Source organism: Polaromonas sp. (genome assembly GCF_036676035.1).
Classification (GTDB): Bacteria; Pseudomonadota; Gammaproteobacteria; order Burkholderiales; family Burkholderiaceae_C; genus Polaromonas.
On record NZ_JAKFDR010000038.1, the window covers coordinates 1 to 25,984 of the forward strand.

The following is a 25,984-nucleotide window of genomic DNA, read 5'->3' on the forward strand; positions in this document are numbered from 1 at the left end:
GCCAGCTTCAACACCCTGAGTGAAGAAGTGCTGGCCGCACTGCAGGCCGCACTCGACACGGTGGCACAGGACCAGGCCGCACGCGTGCTGGTGCTGGCTGCGCAGGGCAAGGCGTTTTGTGCCGGCCACAACCTCAAGGAAATGCAGGTGCAGCCCGAGCTGGCCTACTATCAGAAGCTGTTTGCCCAGTGCACGCGCGTGATGCTGGCGATCCAGAAGCTGCCGGTGCCCGTGATTGCCAGGGTGCAGGGCATTGCCACGGCGGCTGGCTGCCAGCTGGTGGCGCAGTGCGATCTGGCGGTGGCCGCCAGCAGCGCCAGTTTTGGCGTCAATGGCATTGATGTGGGGCTGTTTTGCGCCACGCCCAGCGTGCCGCTGGTGCGCAACATGCCCGCCAAGCAGGCGATGGAAATGCTGCTGACCGGCGAGTTCATCACGGCCGAGGAGGCGCGCTTGCGCGGCCTGGTCAACCGTGTGGTGCCGCCCGAAGGGCTGGATGATGCGGTTGAGAAACTTCTGCAGGCCATTGTGCTCAAACCGCGGGAAGCGATTGCCATGGGCAAGGCGCTTTTTTACCAACAACGTGAAACCGGCGTGGAAGCCGCGTACCAGCTTGCGGGCCAGACCATGGCGTGCAACATGATCCATGCCGTGGCACAGGAAGGCGTGCAGGCCTTCATCGACAAAAGGAAACCAGCATGGCCACTGTAGGTGCCGCATCTACACGCATTGATGATCTTGACGCCTGGTTTGCCGCGATAACCCAGCCAACGGCCCTGACCGAACTGGCTGTACTGGCGGCTTGCGTCGTACTGGCCTGGGGTTTGGTCTGGGTGGTTCGCCGTGCATTGAGCGCGAGGGACGAAGCCTCCATCCTGTTCGGCCGCAGCATTCTTGACGGCGTCATGTTCCCGCTGCTTTTGCTGTGCCTGGGCTATGCCGCCAAGGCCTTGCTGGCGCCCCAGTTCCCGCTGGCGGTGTTCAAGGTGGCGATTCCCGTGCTGCTGTCGCTGGCGGTGATTCGTCTGGGGGTCAAGGTACTTCAGGTGGCGTTCAAGAATGCCCCGCTGGTTCGCGCGTTGGAGCGCACCATTTCATGGGTGGCATGGATTGCCGTGGTGCTGTGGGTCAGCGGCTTGCTGCCCTCCATACTCGAGGAGCTGGACCGGATCACCTGGAAAGTGGGCGGCTCCACGCTGTCGGTGCGTACCATGATTGAGGGGGCGCTGACGGCGGGCGTGGTGCTGATCATCACCCTGTGGATTTCATCGGCCATTGAGGCGCGCCTGCTGCGCTCCGCCACAGGCGGCGAGCTGTCCTTGCGCAAGGCGGTCAGCAATGCCACGCGTGCGCTGCTCATGTTTGTCGGCTTGCTGCTGGCCTTGTCGGCCGTCGGCATCGACCTCACGGCCCTGTCGGTGCTCGGCGGGGCCATTGGCGTGGGCATCGGCTTTGGCCTGCAGAAGCTGGCTGCCAGCTATGTCAGCGGCTTTGTGATGCTGGCCGAGCGCAGCGTGCGCATTGGCGACAACGTGCGCGTGGACAATTTTGAAGGGCTCGTTACCGACATCAATGCACGCTACACCATCGTTCGTTCGCTGTCGGGCCGTGAATCCATCGTGCCCAACGAAATGTTCATCAGCAACCGCATTGAAAATCTTTCGCTGGCTGACTCGCGGGTCCTGCAGTCCACGGTCGTCTCGGTGGGCTATGACAGCGACGTGGAGCTGGTCATGCGTTTGCTCAGCGAAGCGGCGCTCACGCAGGACCGTGTGTTGCGCGACCCCGAGCCTTCGGCGGCGCTGACCAATTTCGGTGCGTATGGGCTGGAGTTCACCCTTAATTACTGGATCATCGACCCTGAAAGCGGCCAGCAAAACCTGCGCTCCCAGATTAATTTGTCCATACTGAAGGCGCTGCGCGAAAACAATATTGAGATTCCGTTTCCACAGCAGGTGATTCACTCGCGCGCAGCCAGGTAACTGCTCTGGGCCTGCTCAAGCCGGCCAATTGACGCCTACCGGACAATTGTTTGGGGCGGATGCTCTAATTCCCCGGGATGGGCCCCTTATAATAAAAATAGAACGACCGTTCTTTTTCCTGCCGACTGCTGTGGATAACCCTCCAAAGCAGTTGTCTCGCGGCCTGCATCCTCGCGTCGCAGCATAAAATGCAAAGCTTACGTTTACGTCAACGTCAATCAATAAACTCTGGAGCCGTGAAATGAAGGTCTTGGTACCCGTCAAGCGCGTTGTGGATTACAACGTCAAAGTCCGCGTCAAATCCGATGGTACGGGGGTGGACATTGCCAACGTCAAGATGAGCATGAACCCCTTTGACGAGATTGCGGTCGAAGAGGCGGTGCGCCTGAAGGAAAAAGGCGTCGTCACCGAGATCATCGCGGTGAGCTGCGGCGTCACCCAGTGCCAGGAAACCCTGCGCACCGCCATGGCCATCGGCGCCGACCGCGCCATCCTGGTCGAGACCAGCGAAGAGCTGCAGCCCCTGGCCGTGGCCAAGCTGCTCAAGGCCCTGGTCGACAAAGAACAACCCCAGCTGGTGATTCTGGGCAAACAGGCGATTGACGACGACTGCAACCAGACCGGCCAGATGCTCGCCGCGCTGGCCGGCCTGCCGCAAGCGACCTTTGCCTCCAAGGTCGAAGTGGCTGACGGCAAAGCCAAGGTCACCCGGGAAGTCGACGGCGGCCTGGAAACCCTCTCATTGAGCCTGCCGGCCATCATCACTACCGACCTGCGCCTCAATGAGCCACGCTACGTGACCCTGCCCAACATCATGAAGGCCAAGAAGAAGCAGCTCGACACCGTCAAGCCCGAGGATCTGGGCGTAGACGTCAAGCCGCGCCTGAAGACCCTGAAGGTCAGCGAGCCGCCCAAGCGCAGCGCCGGTATCAAGGTGCCCGATGTGGCCACCCTGGTCGACAAACTCAGAAACGAAGCGAAGGTGATCTAAATGACAGCACTTGTAATTGCCGAACACGACAACGCCAGCATCAAGCCCGCCACCCTCAACACCGTCACCGCCGCGGCCCAGTGCGGGGGCGAGGTCCATGTCCTGGTGGCCGGCCATAACGCCGGCGCCGCAGCGCAAGCCGCCGCCGCAATAGCCGGCGTGGCCAAGGTCATCCACGCCGAGGGCGCGCACTTTGAACACGGCCTGGCCGAGAACATGGCCGCGCAAATCATGGCACTGGCAGCCGGCTACTCGCACATCCTGTTTCCCGCCACAGCCTCGGGCAAGAACATCGCCCCGCGCGTGGCGGCCCTGCTGGATGTGGGCCAGATCTCCGACATCACCAAGGTCGATGCCCCCGACACTTTCGAGCGCCCCATCTACGCCGGCAACGCCATTGCCATCGTGCAAAGCCTGGACGACAAGAAGGTGATCACGGTGCGCACCACCGGCTTTGACGCTGCCGCTGCCAGCGGTGGCTCGGCCGCCGTGGAGACCGTGACCGGTGTCGCCGACAGCGGCAAATCCAGTTTTATGGGCAGCGAAATCGCCAAGAGCGATCGGCCCGAGCTGACCGCCGCCAAGATCATCGTCTCCGGTGGCCGCGCGCTGGGCAGTGCCGAGAAGTTTGATGAAATCATGACGCCGCTGGCCGACAAACTGGGTGCGGCGCTGGGCGCCTCCCGCGCGGCGGTGGACGCCGGCTACGCGCCCAACGACTGGCAGGTGGGGCAGACCGGCAAGATTGTCGCGCCGCAGTTGTATGTGGCCTGCGGCATCAGCGGCGCCATCCAGCACCTGGCCGGCATGAAGGACTCCAAGGTGATCGTGGCGATCAACAAGGACCCGGAAGCGCCGATCTTCAGCGTGGCCGACTACAGCCTGGAGGCGGACCTGTTTGTGGCCGTGCCCGAGCTGGTCGCCGCTCTGTAATTGAACCGCAAGGGCGTCTTGATTGACGCCCTTTTTGTATCTGGACTGCCTGCCATCCGGCAGCCGGTGAAATAAGTGGAGACAAAAATGAGCTACATCGCCCCCGTCAAAGACATGCTGTTCGACATCCAGCACCTGGCCCGCATTGACCAGGTGGCTCAGATGCCCGGCTTTGAAGAGGCCGGCTTCGATACGGCGCAAGCTGTGCTGGAAGAATGCGCCAAGTTCAACGAGGGCGTGCTGGCGCCGCTGAACTTCGAGGGTGACAAGAACCCCTCCAGCTGGAAAGATGGCAAGGTCATGACCACGCCGGGTTTCAAGCAAGCATTCAAACAGTATGCCGAAGGCGGCTGGCAGGGTCTGCAGCACCCGACCGACTTCGGCGGCCAGGGCCTGCCCAAGACGATTGGGGCGGCTTGCGGCGAGATGCTCAACTCCGCGAACATGAGTTTTGCGCTCTGCCCGCTGCTGACGGACGGCGCGATCGAGGCCTTGCTGACCGCTGGCTCGGATGAGCTCAAGGCCATCTACCTGGAAAACATGATCAGCGGCAAATGGACCGGGACCATGAACCTGACGGAGCCGCAGGCCGGCTCCGACCTGGCACTGGTGCGCACCAAGGCCGATCCGCAACCCGATGGCAGCTACAAGATTTTCGGCACCAAGATCTTCATCACCTACGGTGAGCACGACATGGCCGAGAACATCGTGCACCTGGTACTGGCCCGCGTGGCCGGCGCGCCCGAGGGCGTCAAGGGCATCAGCCTGTTCGTGGTGCCCAAGTTCATGGTCAACAAGGATGGCTCCTTGGGTGCACGCAACGATGCGCACTGCGTGAGCATAGAGCACAAGCTGGGCATCAAGGCCAGCCCGACGGCGGTGCTGCAGTTTGGCGACCACGGTGGCGCCATCGGCTACCTCGTGGGCCAGGAAAACCGCGGCTTGGAGTACATGTTCATCATGATGAACTCGGCGCGTTACGCCGTGGGCATGCAGGGCATCGCGATTGCCGAGCGTGCCTACCAAAAGGCCGTGCAGTACGCGAAAGACCGGGTGCAGAGCCGCCCAGTCGACGGTTCCATCAACGCCAGCGCGCCCATCATTCACCACCCCGATGTGAAACGCATGCTGATGACCATGCGCGCCTACACCGAAGCTTGCCGCGCCATGGCCGCCGTGGCCGCCGCCGCCTACGACGCCTCGCACCACCACCCCGATGCCGACGTGCGCAAGCAGAACCAGGCGTTTTACGAATACATGGTGCCGCTGGTCAAGGGCTACAGCACCGAGATGAGCCTGGAGGTGACCTCGCTGGGCGTGCAGGTGCACGGCGGCATGGGCTTTATTGAGGAAACCGGCGCGGCGCAGTACTACCGCGACGCCAAAATCCTGACGATTTACGAAGGCACCACGGCCATCCAGGCCAACGACCTCGTGGGCCGCAAGACGGCACGCGACGGGGGCCAGACCGCCTTGGGCGTTGCCCGGCAGATCGAGGTGACGGAAGCCGAGCTCATCCAGCAAGGCGGCGCGGCGGCCAAGGCGGTGGCCAGGCGCCTCCAAGCCGCGCGCGAAGCGTTTGTGGACGTGGTCAACTTTGTGGCCGGCAATACCAAGGCCAGCCCCAATGCGGTGTTTGCCGGCAGCGTGCCTTATCTCATGCTTGCGGGCAATGTGGTGGCGGGCTGGCAGATGGCGCGTGCGCTGCTGGTCGCTGAGGCCGAGCTGGCCAAAGGGGTGGATGCGGGCTTCATGAAGGCCAAAATCATCACCGCACAGTTTTATGCCGACCACCTGCTGAGCAAGGCGCCGGGCATGCGCGACAGCATCGTGGATGGCGCTGACAGTGTGACCGCGCTGGCGCTTGAGGCCTTCTGAAGTCTGTCATTGCGGGCCTGACCCGCAATCCATGGCGGCGCACCACCGTGGATCCCGGATCAAGTCCGGGATGACAACCCCCCAATAACCAACGAAGTACACCATGTCCAGACTCCCCGCCCCGCTGAATAATTTGCCGCTGCCCATCATCGGTTCGCCACTGTTCATCATCAGCAACCCCAAGCTGGTGATCGAGCAGTGCAAGGCCGGTGTGGTGGGCGCCATGCCCGCGCTCAATGCGCGCCCTGCAGCGCAGCTCGACGAGTGGCTGGCCGAGATCACCGAGACGCTGGCGGCCTACAACAAGGCAAATCCGGACAAGCCGGCCGCGCCGTTCGCCATCAACCAGATCGTGCACAAGTCCAACGACCGGCTGGAGCACGACATGGAAATGTGCGTCAAGTACAAGGTGCCCATCTGCATCACCAGCCTGGGCGCGCGCGAAGACATCAATGCCGCGGCGCACAGTTACGGCGGCGTGGTGCTGCACGACATCATCAACAACAAGTTCGCGCGCAAGGCGATTGAAAAGGGCGCTGACGGCCTGATTGCCGTGGCGGCCGGCGCCGGTGGGCATGCCGGCGTGAAGAGCCCGTTTGCGCTGATCCAGGAAATCCGCCAGTGGTTCGATGGCCCGCTGGCACTGAGTGGCTCCATTGCCACCGGTGGCGCTGTGCTGGCCGCGCAAGCCATGGGTGCCGACTTTGCCTACATTGGCTCGGCGTTTATTGCCACGCACGAAGCGCGCGCCGCCGAGACCTACAAGCAGGCCATTGTGCAGGGCAGCTCGGATGACATCGTTTATTCCAACCTGTTTACCGGCGTGCATGGCAACTACCTGGCGCCGTCGATCCGTGCCGCGGGGCTGGACCCTGACAACCTGCCCGTCAGTGACCCCAGCAGCATGAGCTTTGGCGGTGGCGACAGCGCCAAAAAAGCCTGGAAAGACATCTGGGGCTCGGGCCAGGGGATTGGCGCCGTCAACCAGATCAGCAGCACGGCCGAGTTCGTGGCCCGGCTCAAGCGCGAGTATTTCGAGGCCAAGGCCCGGCTGGCGGCCTGACGAAAACGGGTTCTACCCACCAAAAAAAAGCGTGCCCTAGGCACGCTTTTTTTTCTGCTTGGCTAACGCCTGAGCATTTCCAGATTGAGTTCCGACGCGTTGCCTAGCCAGGCGGCATGGGTGGTGTGGTCTTCCAGATCATTGCCTGTCAAACCATGAACGAACACGTCCAGGCCATTGCGGTTTTGCTCCAGCCAGGCAATGACCCGCTCAAACTCGGTGCTATCGAACGCCAGTTGGCAGCTCCAGTGCGGGTGTGGGCCCACCAGCCGCTCGTGCATGCGGCCCACGCTCACCTTGAGCCGCTCACCGGCGGTCTGGCAAAGCTGGCGTGCCTGTTCGACCGACTCCGGTCCGAAGTAGACATGGGCGTGGTAGCTGGCGTGGATGTTTTCGGGGCGCTTGATCATGGGGGTGCGACACATTTTCATGCATCTTCATGCTTGCCGGAAGGGGTATTGAAATTTAACTGGATAAAAACACAGTTTAAACGTATTCTTGGGTGTTACTCCACGCCTGATCGCGCCTGTCATGACTGAAGTCAGCATTCCCATCCATGCCATCAAAGGCCGGGGTACGGCCACGCGCCTGGCGCACCGGTTTGAGCGGGATGCGCGCCTGGCGTATGACGATGGCTGGGGCACACTGGAAGAAGATGCTGCGGGCGAGGCGGAACGAATCGAAACCGAAATCTTTTTTGAAAACGCCCGCAGCGCCATCACGAAGAATGACTCGCCCGACATTTACTTTGACTATGGGCTGAACCCTTACCGAGGCTGTGAACACGGCTGCACCTACTGCTATGCGCGGCCCACGCACAGCTATCTGAACCTGTCGCCCGGGCTGGATTTTGAAACCAAGATCATCGCCAAACGCAACATCGCCTCGGTGTTGCGCAGCGAACTGGCTGCCAGGCGTTATATTCCCAAGCTGCTGAACATTGGCTCGGCCACCGACTGCTACCAGCCGGTGGAGCGTGAGTTGCGGCTCACGCGCGGTGTGATCGAGGTGCTGCAACAGGCGCGCCATCCGTTTTCACTGGTCACCAAATCCAGCGGCGTGGAGCACGATCTGGACCTGATTGCGCCCATGGCGGCCGACAGGCTGGCTGCGGTCTATGTGACCATCACCACGCTCGATGGCGAACTGGCGCGCAAGCTGGAGCCGCGCGCCGCGGCGCCGCACCGGCGTTTGCGCACCATCCAGACGCTGGCCGCCGAGGGCGTGCCCGTGGGCGTCAGCGTGGCGCCGCAGATTCCTTTTGTGAATGACGACATGGAGCAGGTGCTGCAGGCTGCGTGGGACGCCGGTGCGCGCACGGCGTTTTACACCGTGCTGCGCCTGCCCTGGGAGCTGAGCCCGCTGTTTCGACAGTGGCTCGACATGCACTACCCGCAGCGCGCGGCGCGCATCATGGCGCGCATCCACGAGATGCGCGACGGCAAAGACTATGACAGCAACTTTGCCACGCGCATGAAGGGCAGTGGCCTGTGGGCCGACCTGATACGCCAGCGCTTTGAGAAAACCTGCCATCGGCTGGGCCTGAACCGCCAGCGCACCGAGCTGGATTTGAGCCAATTCAGGCCAGCCCGGGTGGATGGGCAGGGCAGCCTGTTTTGACGTGAGATATGAGGTAAAGCCTGAGCTAGGGCCTCACACAAGGCGCGTACATATCCAGCGTGCGCTGGTAGACGCCGGTCTGCACATCCATCACGCCGAGGACCGAATGAAAGTAGTTGTCGTGGCTGATCGGTGCGTCGCGCCGCTGGTTCAGGCAGGCCATGCTGAGCTTGGCGCGCTGCTCGAACGAGGGTGACAGCCAGGTGATCCAGGGCACGCGCTTCTGGACGTCGGGGGCAATGCTGTAGGGCATGCCGTGCAAGTACAGGTTGTTTTCACCGAGCGACTCGCCATGGTCGGACGCATAAATCAGCGCGGGTGCGGCACGCGGCTCCTGGGCCTTGAGCCACTGAATGCTGCGAGAGAGGAAGTGGTCGGTGTAGACGATGCTGTTGTCGTAGGCATTGATCAATTCATCGTGCCCGCATTCCTGCAAGGCGTTGCTGCTGCATTCCGGCTTGAAGGTTTTGAAGGCAGCGGGCGAGCGCTTGTAATACGCCGGGCCATGGCTTCCCATCTGGTGCATCACCACCACCACGCCCCTGGCGCGGCGCTCGGCAGACAGGGCGGCAATGCGCTCGTCCAGGCGGTCAAGCATCACTTCGTCAAAGCATTCGCCGCCGTCGCAAAGTCCCGGGACCTTGAGCAGGGAGGTGTTGGTGCTCTCCACGCGGTCACACACGCCTTTGCAGCCGGACTGGTTGTCTATCCAGAGCACCGCCAGCCCCGCACGCTGCAACACGTCCAGCAGGCCTTCGTAGCTGGCCGGGCGTGCGTCATAGCCTTCACGGCCCAGGTGCGAAAACAGGCAGGGCAGGGACGCTGCTGTGCTGGTGCCGCACGCCCAGGCATTGCGCTGGCTGACGAGGGTCTCCTGGGCCAGCTTGGGCGTGGTGGGGCGCTGGTAGCCGTTGATGGAAAAGTTGCCACTGCGCGCGGTCTCGCCGAGTACCAGCAGCAGCAGTGGCGGCTTGTTTTGCCGGGCGTAGCTGGCACCCAGCCTGGCGTCTTCCCCCAGGGGAAGGATAACGGTCTCGTTGCGCTGGAAGGGCTTGGCGGCAATGACGCCCAGGGCGTAAAAGGAATTGAGCGGATTGATCAGGTAGCGCACATGGGTGTGGTTGCGCATGAGTGACGAGAACCCCTGAAAGGAAAGCATCACCGTCAGCACCAGTAAAGCGCTGGATGCTATAAAAATAATAGCGTTTGTCAGGGTGTGCCGAAGCGCGCCCAGCCGGCGTACAGGCTGGCGCCACAGCAGCACGCTGGGCAGCACGGCCAGCACCACCACGCTGGCCAGCATCCGCCAGTTGAGCAGATCGCGGGTTTCGCGCAGATCGGTTTGCAGCGTGTTGACCATCATGGTCGGGTCTATCACCACGCCATAGGCCATCATGAAATAGGCGCCAAACGCTGCCGAAAACAGGAACAGCGTGATCACCGGCTTGAGCGTCCAGCGCCAGGCCAGCGCACCGAGCAGGCCGCAGGTCGTCAAAGCGATCATGAGGCCCAAACTCAAGCTGGCCTGCAGCAGCTGCCCGCCGTGCAGCCCGGGCAGGCGGGTGAGCTCCCGCCAGAGGGCGACGTTGCAGACGGTGGCAAGCCAGAGACTGGCCAGCACGAGCACCCAGCCGGGGTGGAGAGCCCGTTGCTGGCGGCTCAGGGTTGCCGCTCCAGCCGGCGCAGAAATGGAGCCGGGGAAACCAGGTGCAAGGGAGTGGGCGGCCTGATCGTCGGCCGGATGCAAAGACATAGCTGCACAGTGTATCTTTTCGGGTTCAGCAAGACGGGCAGTTGGGCAAACAAGGGCTGTCAAGAAAATGCCTTCCGGTCATGGAACCGGAAGGCAGGAGGTGATCGGGCCTTGCCGAGTGCAGGGCCAGGTGCACGGGATCAGGCGCTGAAGAAACTCTTCAGCTTGTCGGTCCAGCCTTCTCCGCTCGGCGAATGCTTGGCGCCGCCCTTTTTCAGGGACTCATCGAGTTCCTTGAGCAGTTTGCGCTGGTGCTCGGTGAGCTTCACCGGTGTCTCGACCGTGATGTGGCAGTACAGATCACCGGGGTAGCTTGAGCGCACGCCTTTGATGCCCTTGCCGCGCAGTCGGAACTGCTTGCTCCCCTGCGTGCCTTCGGGAATGTCAATCGAGGCCTTGCCGGCCAGCGTGGGCACGTCGATTTCGCCGCCCAGCGCGGCGGTCGTGAAGCTGATGGGCACGGCGCAGTGCAGATCATCGCCGTCACGCTCAAAAATTGCATGCTTCTTGAGCCGGATTTCAATGTACAGGTCACCTGGCGGGCCGCCGTTGGTACCCGGCTCGCCGTTGCCGGTCGAGCGGATGCGCATGCCGTCGTCAATGCCGGCGGGGATTTTGACATCCAGCGTCTTGTTGGTTTTGGTTTTACCCACGCCATGGCAGCTCACACAGGGCTCGGGAATCAGTTTGCCGCTGCCTTTGCACTGCGGACAGTTTTGCTGCACGCTGAAAAAGCCCTGGCGCATCTGCACCACGCCGTGGCCATGGCAGGTCGTGCAGGTGACGACCTTGGTGCCCGGCTTGGCGCCCGAGCCGTGACAGGTGTGGCAGTCGTCCCAGCTCGGGATGCGGATTTCCGCATGCTTGCCGGTCGCCGCTTCTTCGAGCGTGATTTCCATGGCGTAGCTCAGGTCGCCGCCGCGGTACACCTGACGGCCACTGCGCTGCTGGCCCCCGCGTCCGCCACCGAACACGTCGCCAAAAATATCGCCAAAGGCCTCGGCGAAGCCGCCAAACCCTTCGGGCCCCGGGCCACCGCCACGCATGTTCGGGTCCACGCCTGCGTGGCCGTACTGGTCGTAGGCCGCGCGTTTGTTCCCGTCCGAGAGCATCTCGTAGGCCTCTTTGGCCTCCTTGAACTTTTCTTCGGCGACCTTGGCCGTATCGCCCTGGTTGCGGTCAGGGTGATGCTTCATCGCAAGCTTGCGATAAGCTTTTTTGATGTCTTCATCGCTGGCATTCTTGGGAACGCCTAGCGTGTCGTAATAGTCTTTTTTGGCCATGAAAATTGCGTTTCTGGTGAGCGAAGGCTGGGCAAGGGAATCAACAGGGGTTTTAGGCCGCTGGATGCGCAAAAGCGGACGCCGGGATCGCTCCTGGTTTCCGCTTCATGGCATCGTGGGCTGGAACCTTTAATCCGGCATCAGCCTTTTTTAACTTCCTTGACCTCGGCGTCCACCACGTTGTCGTCCGCCGGTTTGGCATGCGCATGCTCGGCTGGACCGGCGGCGTCGCCACCGGCCTGGGCGGCTTGCGAGGCCTGCATGTCGGCGTACATTTTCTCGCCCAGTTTCTGGCTGGCTTCCATCAGGGCGGTGTTCTTCGCTTCAATGGCGGCCTTGTCGTCACCCTTGAGCGCTTCTTCCATGTCCTTGATGGCGGCTTCGATCTTTTCCTTCTCGCCGGCTTCCAGCTTGTCGCCATACTCGCCCAGCGATTTCTTCACGCTGTGCACCATGGCTTCGGCATTGTTTTTGGCCTGCACGAATTCGACTTTCTTCTTGTCTTCTTCGGCGTTGAGCTCGGCGTCTTTCACCATCTGCTGGATCTCGGCTTCGGACAGGCCCGAGTTGGCCTTGATGGTGATCTTGTTTTCCTTGCCGGTGCCCTTGTCCTTGGCGCCCACGTGCAGAATGCCGTTGGCATCGATGTCGAACGACACCTCGATCTGCGGCACGCCGCGCGCGGCCGGCGGAATGCCTTCGAGGTTGAACTCGCCCAGCGCCTTGTTGCCGGCCGCCACTTCGCGCTCGCCCTGGTACACCTTGATGGTCACGGCCGGCTGGTTGTCTTCAGCGGTCGAGAAGGTCTGTGCAAACTTGGTCGGGATGGTCGTGTTCTTCTTGATCATCTTGGTCATCACGCCGCCCATGGTCTCGATGCCCAGCGACAGCGGGGTCACGTCGAGCAGCAACACGTCGGTACGGTCGCCCGACAGCACCTGGCCCTGGATGGCAGCGCCCACGGCCACGGCTTCGTCAGGGTTCACGTCCTTGCGGGGCTCCTTGCCAAACAACGCCTTGACCATTTCCTGCACCTTGGGCATGCGCGTCTGGCCGCCGACCAGAATCACGTCGTGGATGTCGCTCACGCTCACACCGGCGTCCTTGATGGCGACGCGGCAGGGCGCAATGGTGCGCTCGAGCAGCTCTTCCACCAGGCTTTCCAGCTTGGCGCGGTTCATCTTGATGTTCAGGTGCTTGGGACCCGTTGCGTCGGCGGTGATGTAGGGCAGGTTGATGTCGGTCTGCGCGCTGTTGGACAGCTCGATCTTGGCTTTTTCGGCGGCTTCCTTCAGGCGCTGCAGGGCCAGCACGTCCTTGCTCAGGTCCACGCCTTGTTCTTTCTTGAACTCGGCAATGATGAAGTCGATGATGCGCTGGTCGAAGTCTTCGCCACCGAGGAAGGTGTCGCCGTTGGTGGACAGCACTTCAAACTGCTTCTCGCCATCGACGTCGGCGATCTCGATGATGGAGATGTCGAAGGTGCCGCCGCCCAGGTCATAGACGGCAATCTTGCGGTCGCCCTTTTCCTGCTTGTCCAGGCCGAAGGCCAGGGCCGCGGCCGTGGGCTCGTTGATGATGCGCTTGACGTCCAGGCCGGCGATGCGGCCGGCGTCCTTGGTGGCCTGGCGCTGCGCGTCGTTGAAGTAGGCGGGCACCGTGATCACGGCTTCGGTGACCGGCTCGCCGAGGTAGTCTTCGGCGGTCTTTTTCATCTTGCGCAGGATGTCGGCGCTGACCTGCTGGGCCGAAATCTGCTTGCCGCGCACTTCGACCCAGGCGTCGCCGTTGTCGGCGGCCGCGATCTTGTAGGGCATCAGGTTGATGTCCTTCTGGACTTCCTTCTCGGTGAACTTGCGGCCGATCAGGCGCTTGATGGCATACAGCGTGTTCTTGGGATTGGTGACCGCCTGGCGCTTGGCCGATGCGCCAACCAGCACTTCACCGTCTTCCTGGTAGGCCACGATGGACGGTGTGGTGCGCGCGCCTTCGGAGTTTTCAATGACCCGGGTGGTGTTGCCTTCCATGATGGCCACGCAGCTGTTGGTGGTGCCCAGGTCGATGCCAATGATTCTTCCCATGATTTTTTTACTCCTGAATTGTCAAATTGAATGCGGGGTGGCCAAAATGCTTCAGCCCGTGATGAAAACTATGTTGATGACTTGTGGATAACTTCTAAAACTTCAAGTGTCCAGGCATCGCTTGCGGTGCTTTATTTCCGGGTTTTATTGGGGTGCGGCCACCGTCACCAGGGCGGGCCGCAGCACGCGGTCGGCAATCAGGTAGCCCTTTTGCAGCACGCTCACCACGGTGTTGGCTTCCTGCGTGGACTCGGGCGGCAGCGGCACCACGCTGATGGCCTGGTGCTGGTGCGGGTCAAACCTGGCGCCGGCCGGTGGGTCAATCGCCACCACCTTGTTGCGCTCCAGTGCGCTCTTGAGCTGCTTGAGCGTCGCTTCGGTGCCTTCGCGGATATGTTCGATGCTGGCGTCCTTGAGCAGCAAGCCGGCTTCCAGGCTGTCGGCCACGGGCAGCAGGCTTTCGGCAAAAGCTTCAACAGCGAACTTGCGGGCCTTGGCGATTTCATCGTCAGCGCGGCGGCGGGCGTTTTCAGCCTCGGCCTTGGCGCGCAGGTAGCTGTCGGCCAGCTCGGCGTTCTTGGCCTGCAGGGCGGCCCGCTCGGACTGAGCCTGGCTCAGCGCGGCGGCATCGTCGGCGGCCTGGGCCGCGTCCAGCTCTTCAGGGCTGGGGGCACCGCTAAGTGCTTGATTTTGTTCGGGTTGTGTGTTTTCAGGCATGCTCGAAGACAGAGATTTAAAAGAGGTTGAGTTGGCAAAGGGCTTAACTGGGGGTGGCAAGCCCCTTTTCAAGGCAAGGGCTTCGCGCCCGTGCCAGGGGCCAACAACAGATTGGCCGCTACAAGGCAACCCGCTATTTTAAAGGCTCTTGAAACAATAGCTTCCCGCACAGGCCGGGGGGCGGCCGGGGCTATTTTCCATATGAATTCTTGGGCTGCGAATTTTCTCAGGCAACCAACAAAAAGGACAGGCGCCGGGCCTGTCCTTGGGGAGGGAGCGCCAGGGAAATTACTTCTTCTTGACGCTGCCGGTTTTGGTCTGGCTGGCCGCCCATTTGCCGGCAAAGGCCTGCACATCGTTCAGGCGCTTGAGCAGGTCGGCGCCCAGCGTGGTGACCATGTAGCCATCGTCGCCGTGGCTCATCAGGCTGGCGGCACGCAGTTCCTTGATGCGGGTGTTGAGGGTGTTGGGCGTGATGCTGCCAATGCTGTCCTGCAGCAGGCGGAAGGTCTGGGGATGGCCATCTCTCAGGGCCCACAGCACGCGCAGTGCGTAGCGCGATTCGAGCAGTTCAAGCAGTTGGCCGACAGCCGCGTTTTCTTTGGCACTCATTGGGTGTTCTCTCCTCGTCACATGATGATCACAGTTTATCGATAAGCGCGAAGCTTGGGCCAAATATAGCGCAAATTCCGGTGTGCTACTAGTTTTATAGCTGCCCGTGCCCGTTGGATTTGGACTGGCGGCCAAAAAGGCTTGAAAATTGCGGTGAACACGCCAGGGCTTGTGCTTTTCGGGCCGGGTCCGCCGGCGCACGGCGATGAGCGATGCGTGGTGGCCGATGCTTTCCAGGCCCGACAGGCTCCCGGGCATTACAGGTAGATTTTCTGCAGCAGGCGGATCAGGGTTTTGCGTTCTGCCGCCGTCAAGCGGGCGGTGGCGTCGGACTCCAGCTCTTGCGCCGTGCGTTCCGCGTCATGCATCAGTTTTTGCCCGCTGGCGGTCAGGTGCAGGCCGTAGGCGCGGCCATCGCGCGGGTGCGGTTTGCGCAAGATCAATTCGCGCCGCTCCAGCGCATTGATGATGGCGACCAGGTTGGGCGGCAGGATGTCCAGCGCCGCGCACAACTGGCGCGAGGTAATTCCCGGGTTGTGGGTGATGAGGGACATCACCGAAAAATCGACCGGCCGAAACTTGTAGACCGCCATGCGGTCCAGGAAGATTTCGATCACGGTCAGGGCCGCACGCCGGGCGTTGTAACCGGTCAGGCTTTCCAGATAGCCAGTGTCTATCTTGTCCACCGCCGGCGTGGCGGCGGCACGCGCGGGCTCGGGCGGCTCTTGGGGCTTCATCGGGTCATCAAGGAGTCAGGGTGTTTCCGACCTTACACCAGTTTGTGGACCCGGATCGCATAGTTAGCCGGGCCGACAAGCGCTGGCGGCTCCCTTCAGGATTCGGCCGTGAAGCCGATCTTCTTGACCAACGGTCCCCAGCGCGTGTACTCGTCCTTTTGGCTCTTGTCCATTTCTGCCGGCGTGGAGCCTTGCGCGATCAGGCCGAACGTGGTCAGCGAGTCGATAACGGTTTTCTCTTTCAGCGCGGCATTGATGGCCGCGTTGGCGGACGCCACCACAGGGGCTGGCGTTTTGGCCGGCGCGTAGAAACCGAACCATTCTTCGGTGGTGAGCTCGGGGAAGCCCTGCTCGGCGAACGTGGCGACCTCGGGCGAGAACGGCGAGCGCTTGGCTCCTGACGTGGCGATCAGGCGCAGCTTGCCTGCACGGTGGTTGGCGAGGAAGTCGCCGCTGGGCGTGAACATGGATGCGAGTTGGCCGCCGATCACGTCGGTAACGCCGGGGATGGAGCCGCGGTAAGGTACATGTTTGAGGTCCACGCCGCTGCTGATACCCAGCAGCGCACCCAGAAAGTGAGGCGTGGAGCCCGCAGCGGGCGAGCCGTAGCTTGCGTCCTTGGGATTGGCTTTGGCCCACGCCAGGTAGTCTTTCACGGTCTTCACGCTGGCGGGTACCAGTGGACCTACGGCCAGCCCGTGGTGCATGACCGCCGCGATGGACACCGGCGCCAGGTCCTTGAACGGGTCGTAGTTCAGCTTGCTGTAGATGTGCGGGTAGATCGATGTGCAGGAGTACGGCGTGAGCAGCAGCGTTGCGCCGTCGGGTGCCGCGTTCTTGACCGTTTCGCAGGCGATGCGGCCGCCGGCGCCGGGCTTATTCTCGACCACGGCGGAGTTTTTGGTGTACGAGCTGCCGGCCAGCTTTTCGCCCACGCGGCGGCTGGTCGCGTCCGCCGTGCCGCCGGCCGGAAAGCCGTTGATGATCTTCACGGATTCGAATGCCTGGGCGAGCGCGGCAAAGGGATGCATCGCGCCCAGCGCAGCCAGGGCGACGCTGGATTGAACGAAATGGCGGCGTGTGGTCATGGCATGTCTCCTTTTAATGAGGGGGTGAAAAAGCGGTGTTGTTAGCGCGGCGCCATGCGCAGCGCACCATCCAGGCGGATCACTTCGCCATTGAGGTGGCCGTTGGTGACGACATGCGCCGCCAGCTGGGCGAATTCCTCGGGTTTGCCCAGCCGCGGCGGGAACGGAATCGAGGCCGCCAGCGACGCCTGCACAGCTTCGGGCAGTTGCTTCATCAGCGGCGTGGCAAACAGGCCCGGCGCCACGGTGCAGACGCGGATGCCGTGCTGCGCCAGGTCGCGCGCCATCGGCAGCGTCATGCCGACCAACCCGCCCTTGGACGCGCTGTAGGCTTGCTGGCCGACCTGGCCGTCGAACGCGGCGACCGAGGCGGTGAACATCATCACACCGCGTTCGCCGTCTTCCAGTGGCGCAAGTTTTACGCACTCGGCCGCAAACAACCGGCTGATGTTGTAGCTGCCGATCAGGTTCACGTTGATGACTTTGGAAAAGTCTTCCAGCGGCGCGGCCGAGCCGTCCTTGGCGACGATGCGTTTGGCGCTGCCAATGCCGGCGATGTTCATCAGAATCCGAGCCGGGCCGTGGGCCGCTGCCGCCTTGTCCAGCGCCGCCGTCACGCTGTCGGTGTTGGTGATGTCGCACTGGCAGGCGACGCCATTGATTTCGGCTGCGACCTTTTCGGCCAGCGCCATGTTGACGTCGAGCACCGCGACCTTGGCGCCAAGGCGTGCCAGCTCGCGTGCCGTGGCTTCTCCCAGGCCGGAGGCGCCGCCGGTAACGAGCGCAGCTTGTCCCTCTGTCTTCATGAATTCCTTACTCCATTGCCCGTGCGTATTTGTCTCCGACTTCCTCGCGAAGCGGATGGGTGTCATAGACGATGGTCATGGAAGAGATGCGATCACTTCCGCGCTTGAACTCAAACACGTCTACGCAGGTGAACGTGACAACCTTGCCGTCCTTGAGCGTCCACTCGTAACGGAAGTAAGCGGCGACGCGGACGGCCACGTCGCCGGGTTCGACCGAAGTGAACAGATCGATCAGCGTGATCACGCTTTGTGCTGAAGCCTGCTTCAGTTTGGCGAAGAACGGGGCAGCCTGCATCCTGCCGAGGAAGGGTGAATCCACGATGCCATCGGGCTCGAACGTGGAGACCAGGCCCTCGGTGTCGCTGGCATGCAGGCAAGCAAGGTAGCGGCGAACGGTGTCGATCTGCGGCGTAGTCATAGCGATTGATGTTTCTCTTGAGGTTTCAGGATGAAGGGCAAGGTCCCGGTATGTAGCGCTTCGACCAGTGCCTCGCGGTGTTTGAGCACGGCGCTCTGGTTGATCGAGCCCTTGTCGGTGACCTCGCCCTTGTCGATCAAGGGCGGCTCGGTCATCAGATGGGCCCGGGCAATGCGGCTGGCGCTGCCGGTGGCAGTGTGTGCCAGTTCGTCGAGCAGTTGCTGGAATCTGGCCTGAACCGGTGCGCTTTCGAGCACATTCTTCAAGCTGGCGGCAGCATCCAGACCGCTGAGGCCTCTGCAGGCGGCTGTCGGGAAAATCAGCGCGCCGACTTCCTTGAGGTTGATGCCGGTCAGCACCACGTCCTGCACATAAGGCGCGCCGGCGGCAATAATCTTTGCGCGCAGCGGGCCGACGCTGACAAAGGTGCCGGTGGCGAGCTTGAAGTCTTCGGCGATGCGGCCGTCGAATTTGAGGCCTTTGTGAATGTCGGTGTTGTCTATCCATGCGACGGCATCACCGGTCGCGAAGAAGCCTTCTTCATCGAAGGACTCCCGGGTTGCCTCCGGCGCGCGCCAGTAGCCGGGCGTGATGTTGGGGCCACGGTAACGCACCTCGGTTTTTCCATCGACAGGCACCAACTTGAGTTCCAGGCCGGGCGTTGGCACGCCGAGGTCGCCGGCTTTCACCTCGGGGCTGGTGACAAAAATGCCAAAGGGGCCGGACTCGGTCATGCCCAGGCCGGTGCCCATCACGATGCGCTCGCCGATCTCGGCCTCTTGCGTCTGGTGCAGGCTGTCCCAGATCGGCTGGGCCAGCGCGGCGCCGGCATAAAAAAACATCCTGACGCGCGACAGCAGGTTTTTGCGCAACTGTGGGTCGGTTTTCATTGCGTTGGCAATCGCTTCGAAACCCGTGGGCACATTGAAATACACCGTCGGGGCAATCTCGCGCAGGTTGCGCAGGGTCTCGCCCATCAGCGCCGGTGTCGGTTTGCCGTCGTCAATGTAGAGTGTGCCGCCGTTGTAAATCGTCATGCCGAAGTTGTGGTTGCCGCCGAAGGTGTGGTTCCACGGCAGCCAGTCGATCAACACCAGCGGCTCTTCGGTCAGCACCGGCATGGACTGGCGCATCTGCTGCTGGTTGGCGCACCACATGCGCTGGGTGTTGATCACGGCCTTAGGGCTTTTGGTCGAGCCCGATGTGAACAGGAACTTGACGATGGTGTCGGGCCCGGTGGCCTGCATCGCCGCATCGGTTGCCGCTGTCGCTTGCGTCGCAAGAAGTTGGCTAAATTGGGTGGTAGCCCTTGTCATATGGTCATCAGTAGCTATTGAGTTGATAGCAACCTCGACGTCGTCGCCGACGGTGGCGGCAATCGCCTTGCCGTAACGCGCCGCATCGCTGGCAAACACCAGGCCGGGCGTCAGCGTGTTCAATACATGGCGCAGCTTGTCGTAATCCTGGCTGATGGTGGCGTAGGCGGGCGAGACCGGGCAATAGGGCACGCCGGCGTAGATGCAGCCCAGCGCCAGCAGCGCGTGTTCCAGGTCGTTTTCACTGAGAATGGCCACCGGGCGCTCCGCATTCAGGCCGCGGTCCAGCAATGCCTGCGCAATGCTGCGGGCACTGGCCAGCGCCTGCGCGTAGCTGATGTGCTGCCAGTCGCCGGAGTTGCCGTCGGCATTCTTGACGCGCCTGGCCATGAAAGTGCGCTCCGGCGTGGTCTGCGCCCAATGGATCAGCCGGTCGGTGATGCGCAGCGCGTAGTCGGCCAGCGGCTGGTCGGCACCCAGGTATTGGGTGCCGTGCGGACCTTCGCGCAGCGCGACCCGGGTCACGCCGAAGGTCAGCGGCCGATAGCTCGGCGGGCGGGGGGTGGTCGTTGTCTCGTTCATGTGCTTTGTAGTGCGTCGCGCTGTCAGCTCTTCGCAACCTTGTTGGCCTTGCCGTCGAGAAAGGCCTGGACTCGCTGCTTGGCTTCTGGCGCGCTCTGCACAATCGCTGCCATCAGGGATTCCGTCAGGTAGCCCTGGTCGGCCGGCTGCTCGGCAATCCGGGGCAGCGCATGCATCAGTGCGTAATTCGTCAAGGGGGCGTTTTGCGCCACCCGCACGGCCAGTTCCAGGGCCTTGGCTAAGGCCTGGCCTTCGGGCACCAGGTACTGCGCAAAACCGGCACGCTCACCGTCTTGTGCGTTGTAGACGCGGCCGGTCAGCATCATGTCGGTCATGCGCGCGACGCCAATCAGTTTGGGGATGCGCACCGAGCCGCCGCCGCCGACAAAAATGCCGCGCGAGCCTTCCGGCAACGCATAGAAGGTGGACTCGTCGGCCACGCGGATATGGCAGGCGCTGGCCAGCTCCAGCCCGCCGCCGACCACGGCGCCGTGCAGCGCGGCAATCACCGGAACCGGGCCGAACTGCACCCGCTCCAGCGCGGCGTGCCACATGCGCGAATGGTGCATGCCCTGGCCCGCGTCGCGCTCCTGCAGTTCGCCCAGATCCAGGCCGGCGCAGAAGTGGGCGCCTTCGCCATGGATCACGGCGGCACGGACGGTGGCAGGCAGGTTTTCAAAGATGTCACGCAGCGCCAGAATCAGGCCGTCACTGAGGGCGTTGCGCTTGGCGACGCGGCTCAGGCGGATCACCGCGACCTCCTGGTGGTCGCCGCGAGTGTCAAGCTGGATGTCGCTGGACGTGCTGTTGGAAAGGGTTTTGGAGTTCATGGACAGGTTTGCAAAGTAAGTGAATTATTGTTATAAATAATAACTAATTCAATTGATTTTTCTGCTTGTTTTGTCGGTGTTAACCCGCATGCCTGAGAAAAAAATCGAACACGCCAGGAGACCGCATGGACTACCAAAATCTCATCGCCATTGACATCCACACCCACGCCGAAGTGAGCTGCTGGAACCCGTTTGACAACTATGGCGAGGAGTACGACCGCGCCGCCGACAAGTACTTCAAAAACAGCCGCCGGCCGACGATTGAAGAAACCATTGCCTATTACCGCGAACGCAAGATCGGGCTGATCATGTTCACGGTGGACAGCGAATCCAAGCTGGGCCGCCGCCGCATCCCGAACGAAGAAATTGCCGAAGCGGCCAAGAACAACAGCGACATGATGATGGCCTTCGCCAGCATTGACCCGCACAAGGGAAAAATGGGCGCACGCGAGGCGCGCCGGCTGATCGAAGAGCACGGCGTCAAAGGCTTCAAGTTTCACCCGACGGTGCAGGGCTACCATCCCTACGACAAGATGGCCTGGCCGATTTACGAGGTGATCAATGCGTACAAGCTGCCGGCGATTTTTCACACCGGGCACAGCGGCATAGGCAGCGGCATGCGTTGCGGCGGCGGCTTGCGGCTGGAGTATTCCAACCCCATGCATCTGGACGACGTGGCCATCGATTTCCCCGACATGCAGATCGTCATGGCCCATCCCAGTTTTCCCTGGCAGGACGAAGCCCTGAGCGTGGCGACACACAAGCCCAATGTCTGGATTGACCTGTCGGGCTGGAGCCCGAAGTATTTTCCGAAGCAGCTGGTGCAGTACGCCAACACGCTGCTGAAGGACCGCATCCTGTTTGGCAGCGACTACCCTTTGGTCACGCCCGACCGCTGGATGAAGGACTTCGAGGAAGCCGGTTTCAAGCGCGAGGTGATGCCCGGCATCCTGAAGGGCAATGCGATGCGTTTGCTCGGGCTGGGAGGCTCCTAGATACCGCGCATTTTTTGCGCTTCGTCTTTATTCGAGCTTGATGCCGGCCGCCTTGATGACCTGCGCCCACTTGTCGACTTCCGCTCTCTGGAAGGCGGCCACCTGCTCGGGGCTCATGCTGGACGGCTGCATGCCCAAGCCCTTGAGGCGGTCCTGCATTTCCGGCTGCTGCAGGATTTTCAGGATTTCGGTGTGCAGCTGGGTCACGATGGGCTTGGGCGTGCCGGCAGGCACAAAAATACCCTGCCACGACACCACCTCGAAACCGGCTACGCCGGATTCGGCGACGGTCGGAACGTTGGGCAGCGACTCCAGCCGTTTGGCGGACGTGACGGCCAGCGCGCGCACCTTGCCGCTCTGGATGTGGGGCCCGGCGACCACGGTGGTGTCAAACATCATGTCCACCTGGCCGCCAATGACATCCTGAATTGCCGGGCCGCTGCCTTTGTAGGGCACGTGGATGAACTGGGTGCCGGACTTGAAGCCCAGCAACTCGAGTGCCAGATGCTGCGAGGTGCCGCTGCCCGCCGAGGCCGAGGACACCGTCCTGGGTTTGGCCTTGGCGGCATTGAGCACGTCCTGCAGCGTTTTGTAGGGACTGTTCTGGCCCACCACCAGCACCACCGGGTTCGAGCCGATCAGTGCCACGGGCGCGAAGGATTTGATGGGGTCATAACCCAGCTTGGGGTACAGGCTCACGTTGATGGCGTGCGAACTGATGGTGCCGCCCAGTACGGTGTAGCCATCGGCCGGGGCGCGGGCAGCCACTTCGGAGCCGACGCTGCCGCCGGCGCCGCCCTTGTTGTCGATCACGATGGTGGTGCCCAGCGCAGGCCCCAGTTTTTGCCCGATCAGGCGCCCGAGGGTGTCTGTGGTCCCGCCGGCCGGAAAGGGCACGATGTAGGTGATGGGCTTGGCGGGCCACTTGTCCTGCGCCCAGGCGGGCAGGGTGGCGGCGGCCGTCAGGCTCAGGGCTGACTGGATCAGGGTACGGCGATGCATGGTTTGTCTCCTTGTTGTAACTACTGAAAATGCACGGAACCGGGAGCGGAATCGGGATCGGGTTTTACCGGACCATGCAGGGCATCTTGTTGTTGAACTTCCAGTTCGGAATCAGGTACTGCATGGCGATCGCATCGTCGCGTGCGCCCAGGCCATGCTGCAGGTAGAGCTGGTGGGCCTTGCCGACCTCGGCCATGTCCAGTTTCACACCGAGCCCCGGCTTTGTCGGGACGGCCACGCTGCCGTCCACGATGCGCAGCGGCTCCTTGGTCAGGCGCTGGCCGTCCTGCCAGATCCAGTGTGTGTCAATGGCCGTGACCTTGCCTGGCGCGGCCGCGGCCACATGGGTGAACATGGCCAGCGAGACATCAAAATGATTGTTGGAGTGCGAGCCCCAGGTCAGGCCCCAGGTCTGGCACATCTGCGCCACGCGCACCGAGCCCTGCAGGGTCCAGAAATGCGGGTCGGCCAGCGGAATGTCGACCGATTGCAGCTGGATGCTGTGCGCCATTTCGCGCCAGTCGGTGGCCACCATGTTGGTGGCCGTCATGAGGCCGGTGGCACGGCGAAATTCCGCCATCACCTCGCGGCCCGAAAAAACGCCTTCGGCCCCGCAGGGGTCTTCGGCATATGCCAGCTCCTTGTGGCGGTCGCGGCAAAGCCGCACGGCGTCCTGCAGCAGCCAGCCGCCGTTGGGGTCCAGTGTGATGCGGGCGTCGGGAAAGCGCTCCGACAAGGCCACGATGGCTTGCATTTCTTCGTCGCCGCGCAAGACGCCGCCCTTGAGCTTGAAGTCCTTGAAGCCATAGCGCGCATAGGCCGCTTCCGCCAGCCGCACGATGCCTTGCGCATCCATGGCGGGCTCATGGCGCAGACGCAGCCAGTCGTCGCTGGCATCCGGCTCGCTGGCGTAGGGCAGGCCTGTCTGTCGGCGGTCGGCAATGTAGAAGAGGTAGCCCAGCATGGCCACCGAGTCGCGCTGCTGGCCTTCGCCGAGCAGGGCCGCCACGGGCACGTCCAGAAACTGCCCCAGCAGGTCCAGCAGGGCGCTTTCAACGGCGGTGACCGCGTGAATGGTGACGCGCAGGTCAAAGGTCTGGTTGCCGCGGCCGCCGCTGTCGCGCTCGGCAAAGCGCATGCGCAGTGTGTTGAGGATCTGGTTCCAGGCGCCGATCGGCTGCCCTTCGATCAGGGGGCGGGCGTCTTCCAGTGTTTTGCGGATTTTCTCGCCGCCGGGGACTTCACCGACGCCGGTGCGCCCGGCGCTGTCGGTGAGGATGAGCAGGTTGCGGGTGAAGAAGGGCGCATGGGCGCCGCTCAGGTTGAGCAGCATGCTGTCTTGCCCGGCGACCGGAATCACCTGGACCCGGGTGATGCGGGGAGTCTGGGAGAAAGCGGGTGTTTGGGCTGCTGCGGGTATTGGGGCGCTGATGTCAGGCATAAGGCGAATCTGTGGACGATCACGGTTGATAATTTAATTATCGGTCATCGTACAACTAGATCGCGGCTTATGCAATAGTGCTTGCCGGGTCAGTCGCATCGATCTGGGGGCTGGCCGGCTGGATGGTGTGCGCATTCTGGCCCCTGCGCAGCCGCTCCCGGCTGTTGGACAGGTGGGTGCGCATCGCGGCGCGGGCAGCATCGGCGTCCTGGTCGCGGATGGCGTTGTAAATGCTTTCGTGCTCGCTGTGGACGCGCTGCAAATAGCCGAGCCGGCCCTCCGGCGCGCTGAGTGCGGTGTTCACGCGGGTGCGTGGAATGATCATGGTGCCCAGGTAGGTCATCAGGTCGGCGAAATGCCGGTTGCCGGTGGAGCGGGCCACCTCCATGTGGAACTGGAAGTCGGGCGGCACGGCATCGGAGTCGTGGTGAATGGAGTCCTGGAAGGCGCGCAGGGCGCTCTCCATGGCCCGCAGGTTGTCCGGGGTCCGCCTCTGGGCGGCCAGTCCGGCGGCCTCGGTTTCCAGGCTGATGCGCAGCTCCAGCACTGAAATCACGTCGGCAACGGTTGCAAAGTCTTCGGCGCTGATTTTGAAGTTGCCGGGCTCCTGCGGCGGCAGCACAAAGGTGCCGATGCCATGCCGCGTCTCCACCAGCCCGGATGCCTGAAGGCGGGACAGGGACTCGCGGACCACGGTGCGGCTGACATCGAAGCGGGCCATGATTTCTGCTTCGGTGGGCAGTTTGGCGCCCGGTTGAAGCTGGCCTTCGCGGATGCTGCTGGTCAGGCTTTCAACAATCTCCGTCACCAGGCCGCGGGGGCGGCGGACACGCGGCAATTCGTCTGGCGCGGGCGGCGCCAGGGCGGTTTCGGCGTGACTAGGGGTTTTCCTTGAGTCCATTAAAAAAGCGTTGACAAGTAATAGGTGGGATTGGAAAATTCCAAGTCATCAGACAACCTATGACTGATGTGTTGGTTGGGTTGACTTTAACAAACTTGAAAAAAAAGTCCAGTGTCTGCGAAAGCGGCAGGGCAAAAAGACAAAGATGACGATCAAAGTTCATGAAAAGCTGCTGTTGACGGGGGCTGCCGGTGGTTTGGGCAAGGCCCTGCGCGAGCGCCTCAAGTCCAACTGCTCGGTGCTGCGCCTGTCGGACCGGCAGGCGTTTGGCGCTGCCGCTGCCGGCGAGGAAGTGGTGCTTGCCGATCTGGCCGACGCCGCCGCCGTGGATGCCATGGTCAAGGGCGTCGATGCCATCGTGCACCTGGGCGGCATGTCGGTCGAAGGCTCGTTTGGTCCGATTTTGCAGGCCAATATTCTGGGCGCCTACAACCTGTACGAAGCGGCGCGCAAGCACGGCGTCAAGCGCGTGGTGTTTGCCAGCTCCAACCATGTGACCGGCTTTTACCGCCAGGACGAAACCATTACCGCTGACCGCCCTGCGCGCCCGGACGGCCTGTACGGCCTGAGCAAGGCCTTTGGTGAGGATTTGGCGCGCCTTTATTTTGACCGCTACGGCATCGAGACGGCTTGTGTGCGCATCGGCTCGTCATTTGCCGAGCCCAAAGACCGGCGCATGCTGGCCACCTGGCTGAGCTTTGATGATTTGCACCGCCTGATCACGGCCTGCCTGACCACGCCGGTGCTGGGTCACAGCATCATCTTCGGCATGTCCAACAATGCAGTGACCTGGTGGGACAACAGCCGGGCCCGCCATATCGGCTATGTGCCGAAGGACAGCTCGGACATCTTCCGCGAGGCCGTCTATGCCCGCACGCCTGCGCCTGATTTGAGTGACCCCGCGGCGCTGTTTCAGGGCGGCGGCTTTGTCAAAGCCGGTCCTTTCGCCGGCTGA

Annotated in this window: 24 protein-coding genes; 9 read left to right on the forward strand and 15 right to left on the reverse strand. The window is 62.4% G+C overall.

Annotation, left to right across the window (positions count from 1 at the left end; translation table 11 throughout):
* The 6 genes from V6M61_RS06235 to V6M61_RS06260 form a co-directional block, all read left to right on the forward strand.
* On the forward strand, positions 1-711 hold a 711-nt coding region (locus V6M61_RS06235; RefSeq protein WP_332775702.1), incomplete at its 5' end, for an enoyl-CoA hydratase.
* Positions 699-1,982 (forward strand): mechanosensitive ion channel family protein, encoded by a 1,284-nt coding sequence (locus V6M61_RS06240; RefSeq protein WP_332775703.1) that lies wholly within the window; start codon positions 699-701, stop codon positions 1,980-1,982. The genes V6M61_RS06235 and V6M61_RS06240, both read left to right, overlap by 13 nt.
* Before the next feature lie 241 nt (positions 1,983-2,223).
* The gene (locus tag V6M61_RS06245; RefSeq protein WP_332775704.1) at positions 2,224-2,973 is read left to right on the forward strand and encodes an electron transfer flavoprotein subunit beta/FixA family protein; all 750 of its coding nucleotides are present in this window, start codon (positions 2,224-2,226) and stop codon (positions 2,971-2,973) included.
* Positions 2,974-3,906 (forward strand): electron transfer flavoprotein subunit alpha/FixB family protein, encoded by a 933-nt coding sequence (locus V6M61_RS06250; RefSeq protein WP_332775705.1) that lies wholly within the window; start codon positions 2,974-2,976, stop codon positions 3,904-3,906.
* 87 nt (positions 3,907-3,993) lie between these two features.
* Entirely contained in the window at positions 3,994-5,784 is a 1,791-nt protein-coding gene (locus V6M61_RS06255; protein WP_332775706.1) for an acyl-CoA dehydrogenase, read from the forward strand.
* 103 nt (positions 5,785-5,887) lie between these two features.
* The gene (locus tag V6M61_RS06260) at positions 5,888-6,847 is read left to right on the forward strand and encodes an NAD(P)H-dependent flavin oxidoreductase (RefSeq protein WP_332775707.1); all 960 of its coding nucleotides are present in this window, start codon (positions 5,888-5,890) and stop codon (positions 6,845-6,847) included.
* A gap of 62 nt (positions 6,848-6,909) precedes the next feature.
* On the opposite strand, the gene V6M61_RS06265 is transcribed toward V6M61_RS06260, so the two are convergent.
* The gene (locus V6M61_RS06265) at positions 6,910-7,257 is read right to left on the reverse strand and encodes a DOPA 4,5-dioxygenase family protein (protein ID WP_442957738.1); all 348 of its coding nucleotides are present in this window, start codon (positions 7,255-7,257) and stop codon (positions 6,910-6,912) included.
* Positions 7,258-7,378: 121 nt separating this feature from the next.
* Between V6M61_RS06265 and V6M61_RS06270 the strand changes: the two genes are divergently transcribed.
* Positions 7,379-8,467 carry a PA0069 family radical SAM protein gene (locus V6M61_RS06270; RefSeq protein WP_332775709.1) on the forward strand — a complete coding sequence of 363 codons (1,089 nt, stop codon included), beginning with the start codon at positions 7,379-7,381 and terminating at the stop codon, positions 8,465-8,467.
* A gap of 25 nt (positions 8,468-8,492) precedes the next feature.
* On the opposite strand, the gene V6M61_RS06275 is transcribed toward V6M61_RS06270, so the two are convergent.
* The 11 genes from V6M61_RS06275 to V6M61_RS06325 all read right to left on the reverse strand — a co-directional run bounded on the left by V6M61_RS06275 (position 8,493) and on the right by V6M61_RS06325 (position 20,690).
* Positions 8,493-10,220 carry a phosphoethanolamine transferase gene (locus V6M61_RS06275; protein WP_332775710.1) on the reverse strand — a complete coding sequence of 576 codons (1,728 nt, stop codon included), beginning with the start codon at positions 10,218-10,220 and terminating at the stop codon, positions 8,493-8,495.
* A gap of 140 nt (positions 10,221-10,360) precedes the next feature.
* Entirely contained in the window at positions 10,361-11,503 is a 1,143-nt protein-coding gene (gene dnaJ, locus V6M61_RS06280) for a molecular chaperone DnaJ (RefSeq protein ID WP_332775711.1), read from the reverse strand.
* A gap of 140 nt (positions 11,504-11,643) precedes the next feature.
* Positions 11,644-13,584 (reverse strand): molecular chaperone DnaK, encoded by a 1,941-nt coding sequence (dnaK, locus tag V6M61_RS06285; protein ID WP_332775712.1) that lies wholly within the window; start codon positions 13,582-13,584, stop codon positions 11,644-11,646.
* A gap of 144 nt (positions 13,585-13,728) precedes the next feature.
* On the reverse strand, positions 13,729-14,301 hold the full coding sequence (grpE, locus tag V6M61_RS06290; protein WP_332775713.1) for a nucleotide exchange factor GrpE: 573 nt from the start codon (positions 14,299-14,301) through the stop codon (positions 13,729-13,731).
* Between the two features lie 288 nt (positions 14,302-14,589).
* Positions 14,590-14,913: a winged helix-turn-helix transcriptional regulator gene (locus tag V6M61_RS06295; RefSeq protein WP_332775714.1), complete on the reverse strand. Its 324-nt coding sequence runs from the start codon at positions 14,911-14,913 to the stop codon at positions 14,590-14,592.
* Between the two features lie 257 nt (positions 14,914-15,170).
* Positions 15,171-15,650 (reverse strand): MarR family winged helix-turn-helix transcriptional regulator, encoded by a 480-nt coding sequence (locus tag V6M61_RS06300; RefSeq protein WP_332775715.1) that lies wholly within the window; start codon positions 15,648-15,650, stop codon positions 15,171-15,173.
* 95 nt (positions 15,651-15,745) lie between these two features.
* Positions 15,746-16,738: a Bug family tripartite tricarboxylate transporter substrate binding protein gene (locus V6M61_RS06305; RefSeq protein ID WP_332775716.1), complete on the reverse strand. Its 993-nt coding sequence runs from the start codon at positions 16,736-16,738 to the stop codon at positions 15,746-15,748.
* Between the two features lie 41 nt (positions 16,739-16,779).
* Positions 16,780-17,544, reverse strand: coding sequence for an SDR family NAD(P)-dependent oxidoreductase (locus V6M61_RS06310; protein ID WP_332775717.1), 765 nt, complete (start codon positions 17,542-17,544; stop codon positions 16,780-16,782).
* Between the two features lie 7 nt (positions 17,545-17,551).
* A complete protein-coding gene (locus V6M61_RS06315) occupies positions 17,552-17,962 on the reverse strand; it encodes a nuclear transport factor 2 family protein (RefSeq protein WP_332775718.1) in 411 nt (136 codons plus the stop codon).
* Entirely contained in the window at positions 17,959-19,860 is a 1,902-nt protein-coding gene (locus V6M61_RS06320) for a feruloyl-CoA synthase (protein ID WP_332775719.1), read from the reverse strand. The genes V6M61_RS06315 and V6M61_RS06320 overlap by 4 nt, the downstream gene beginning before the upstream one ends.
* 23 nt (positions 19,861-19,883) lie before the next feature.
* On the reverse strand, positions 19,884-20,690 hold the full coding sequence (locus tag V6M61_RS06325) for a crotonase/enoyl-CoA hydratase family protein (protein WP_332775720.1): 807 nt from the start codon (positions 20,688-20,690) through the stop codon (positions 19,884-19,886).
* Between the two features lie 125 nt (positions 20,691-20,815).
* Here V6M61_RS06325 and V6M61_RS06330 point away from each other — a divergent pair, with 125 nt between their 5' ends.
* Positions 20,816-21,685, forward strand: a complete 870-nt coding sequence (locus V6M61_RS06330; protein WP_332775721.1) for an amidohydrolase family protein — start codon at positions 20,816-20,818, stop codon at positions 21,683-21,685.
* Positions 21,686-21,712: 27 nt separating this feature from the next.
* Here the strand turns inward: V6M61_RS06330 and V6M61_RS06335 are convergent, their stop codons facing one another.
* From V6M61_RS06335 to V6M61_RS06345, 3 genes are all read right to left on the reverse strand, one after another.
* Positions 21,713-22,687 (reverse strand): Bug family tripartite tricarboxylate transporter substrate binding protein, encoded by a 975-nt coding sequence (locus V6M61_RS06335; protein ID WP_332775722.1) that lies wholly within the window; start codon positions 22,685-22,687, stop codon positions 21,713-21,715.
* Positions 22,688-22,751: 64 nt separating this feature from the next.
* Entirely contained in the window at positions 22,752-24,128 is a 1,377-nt protein-coding gene (gene gudD, locus V6M61_RS06340; protein WP_332775723.1) for a glucarate dehydratase, read from the reverse strand.
* Between the two features lie 67 nt (positions 24,129-24,195).
* Positions 24,196-25,029 carry a FadR/GntR family transcriptional regulator gene (locus V6M61_RS06345; protein ID WP_332775724.1) on the reverse strand — a complete coding sequence of 278 codons (834 nt, stop codon included), beginning with the start codon at positions 25,027-25,029 and terminating at the stop codon, positions 24,196-24,198.
* Between the two features lie 145 nt (positions 25,030-25,174).
* On the opposite strand from V6M61_RS06345, the gene V6M61_RS06350 reads away from it, so the two are divergent.
* The gene (locus V6M61_RS06350; protein WP_332775725.1) at positions 25,175-25,984 is read left to right on the forward strand and encodes an NAD-dependent epimerase/dehydratase family protein; all 810 of its coding nucleotides are present in this window, start codon (positions 25,175-25,177) and stop codon (positions 25,982-25,984) included.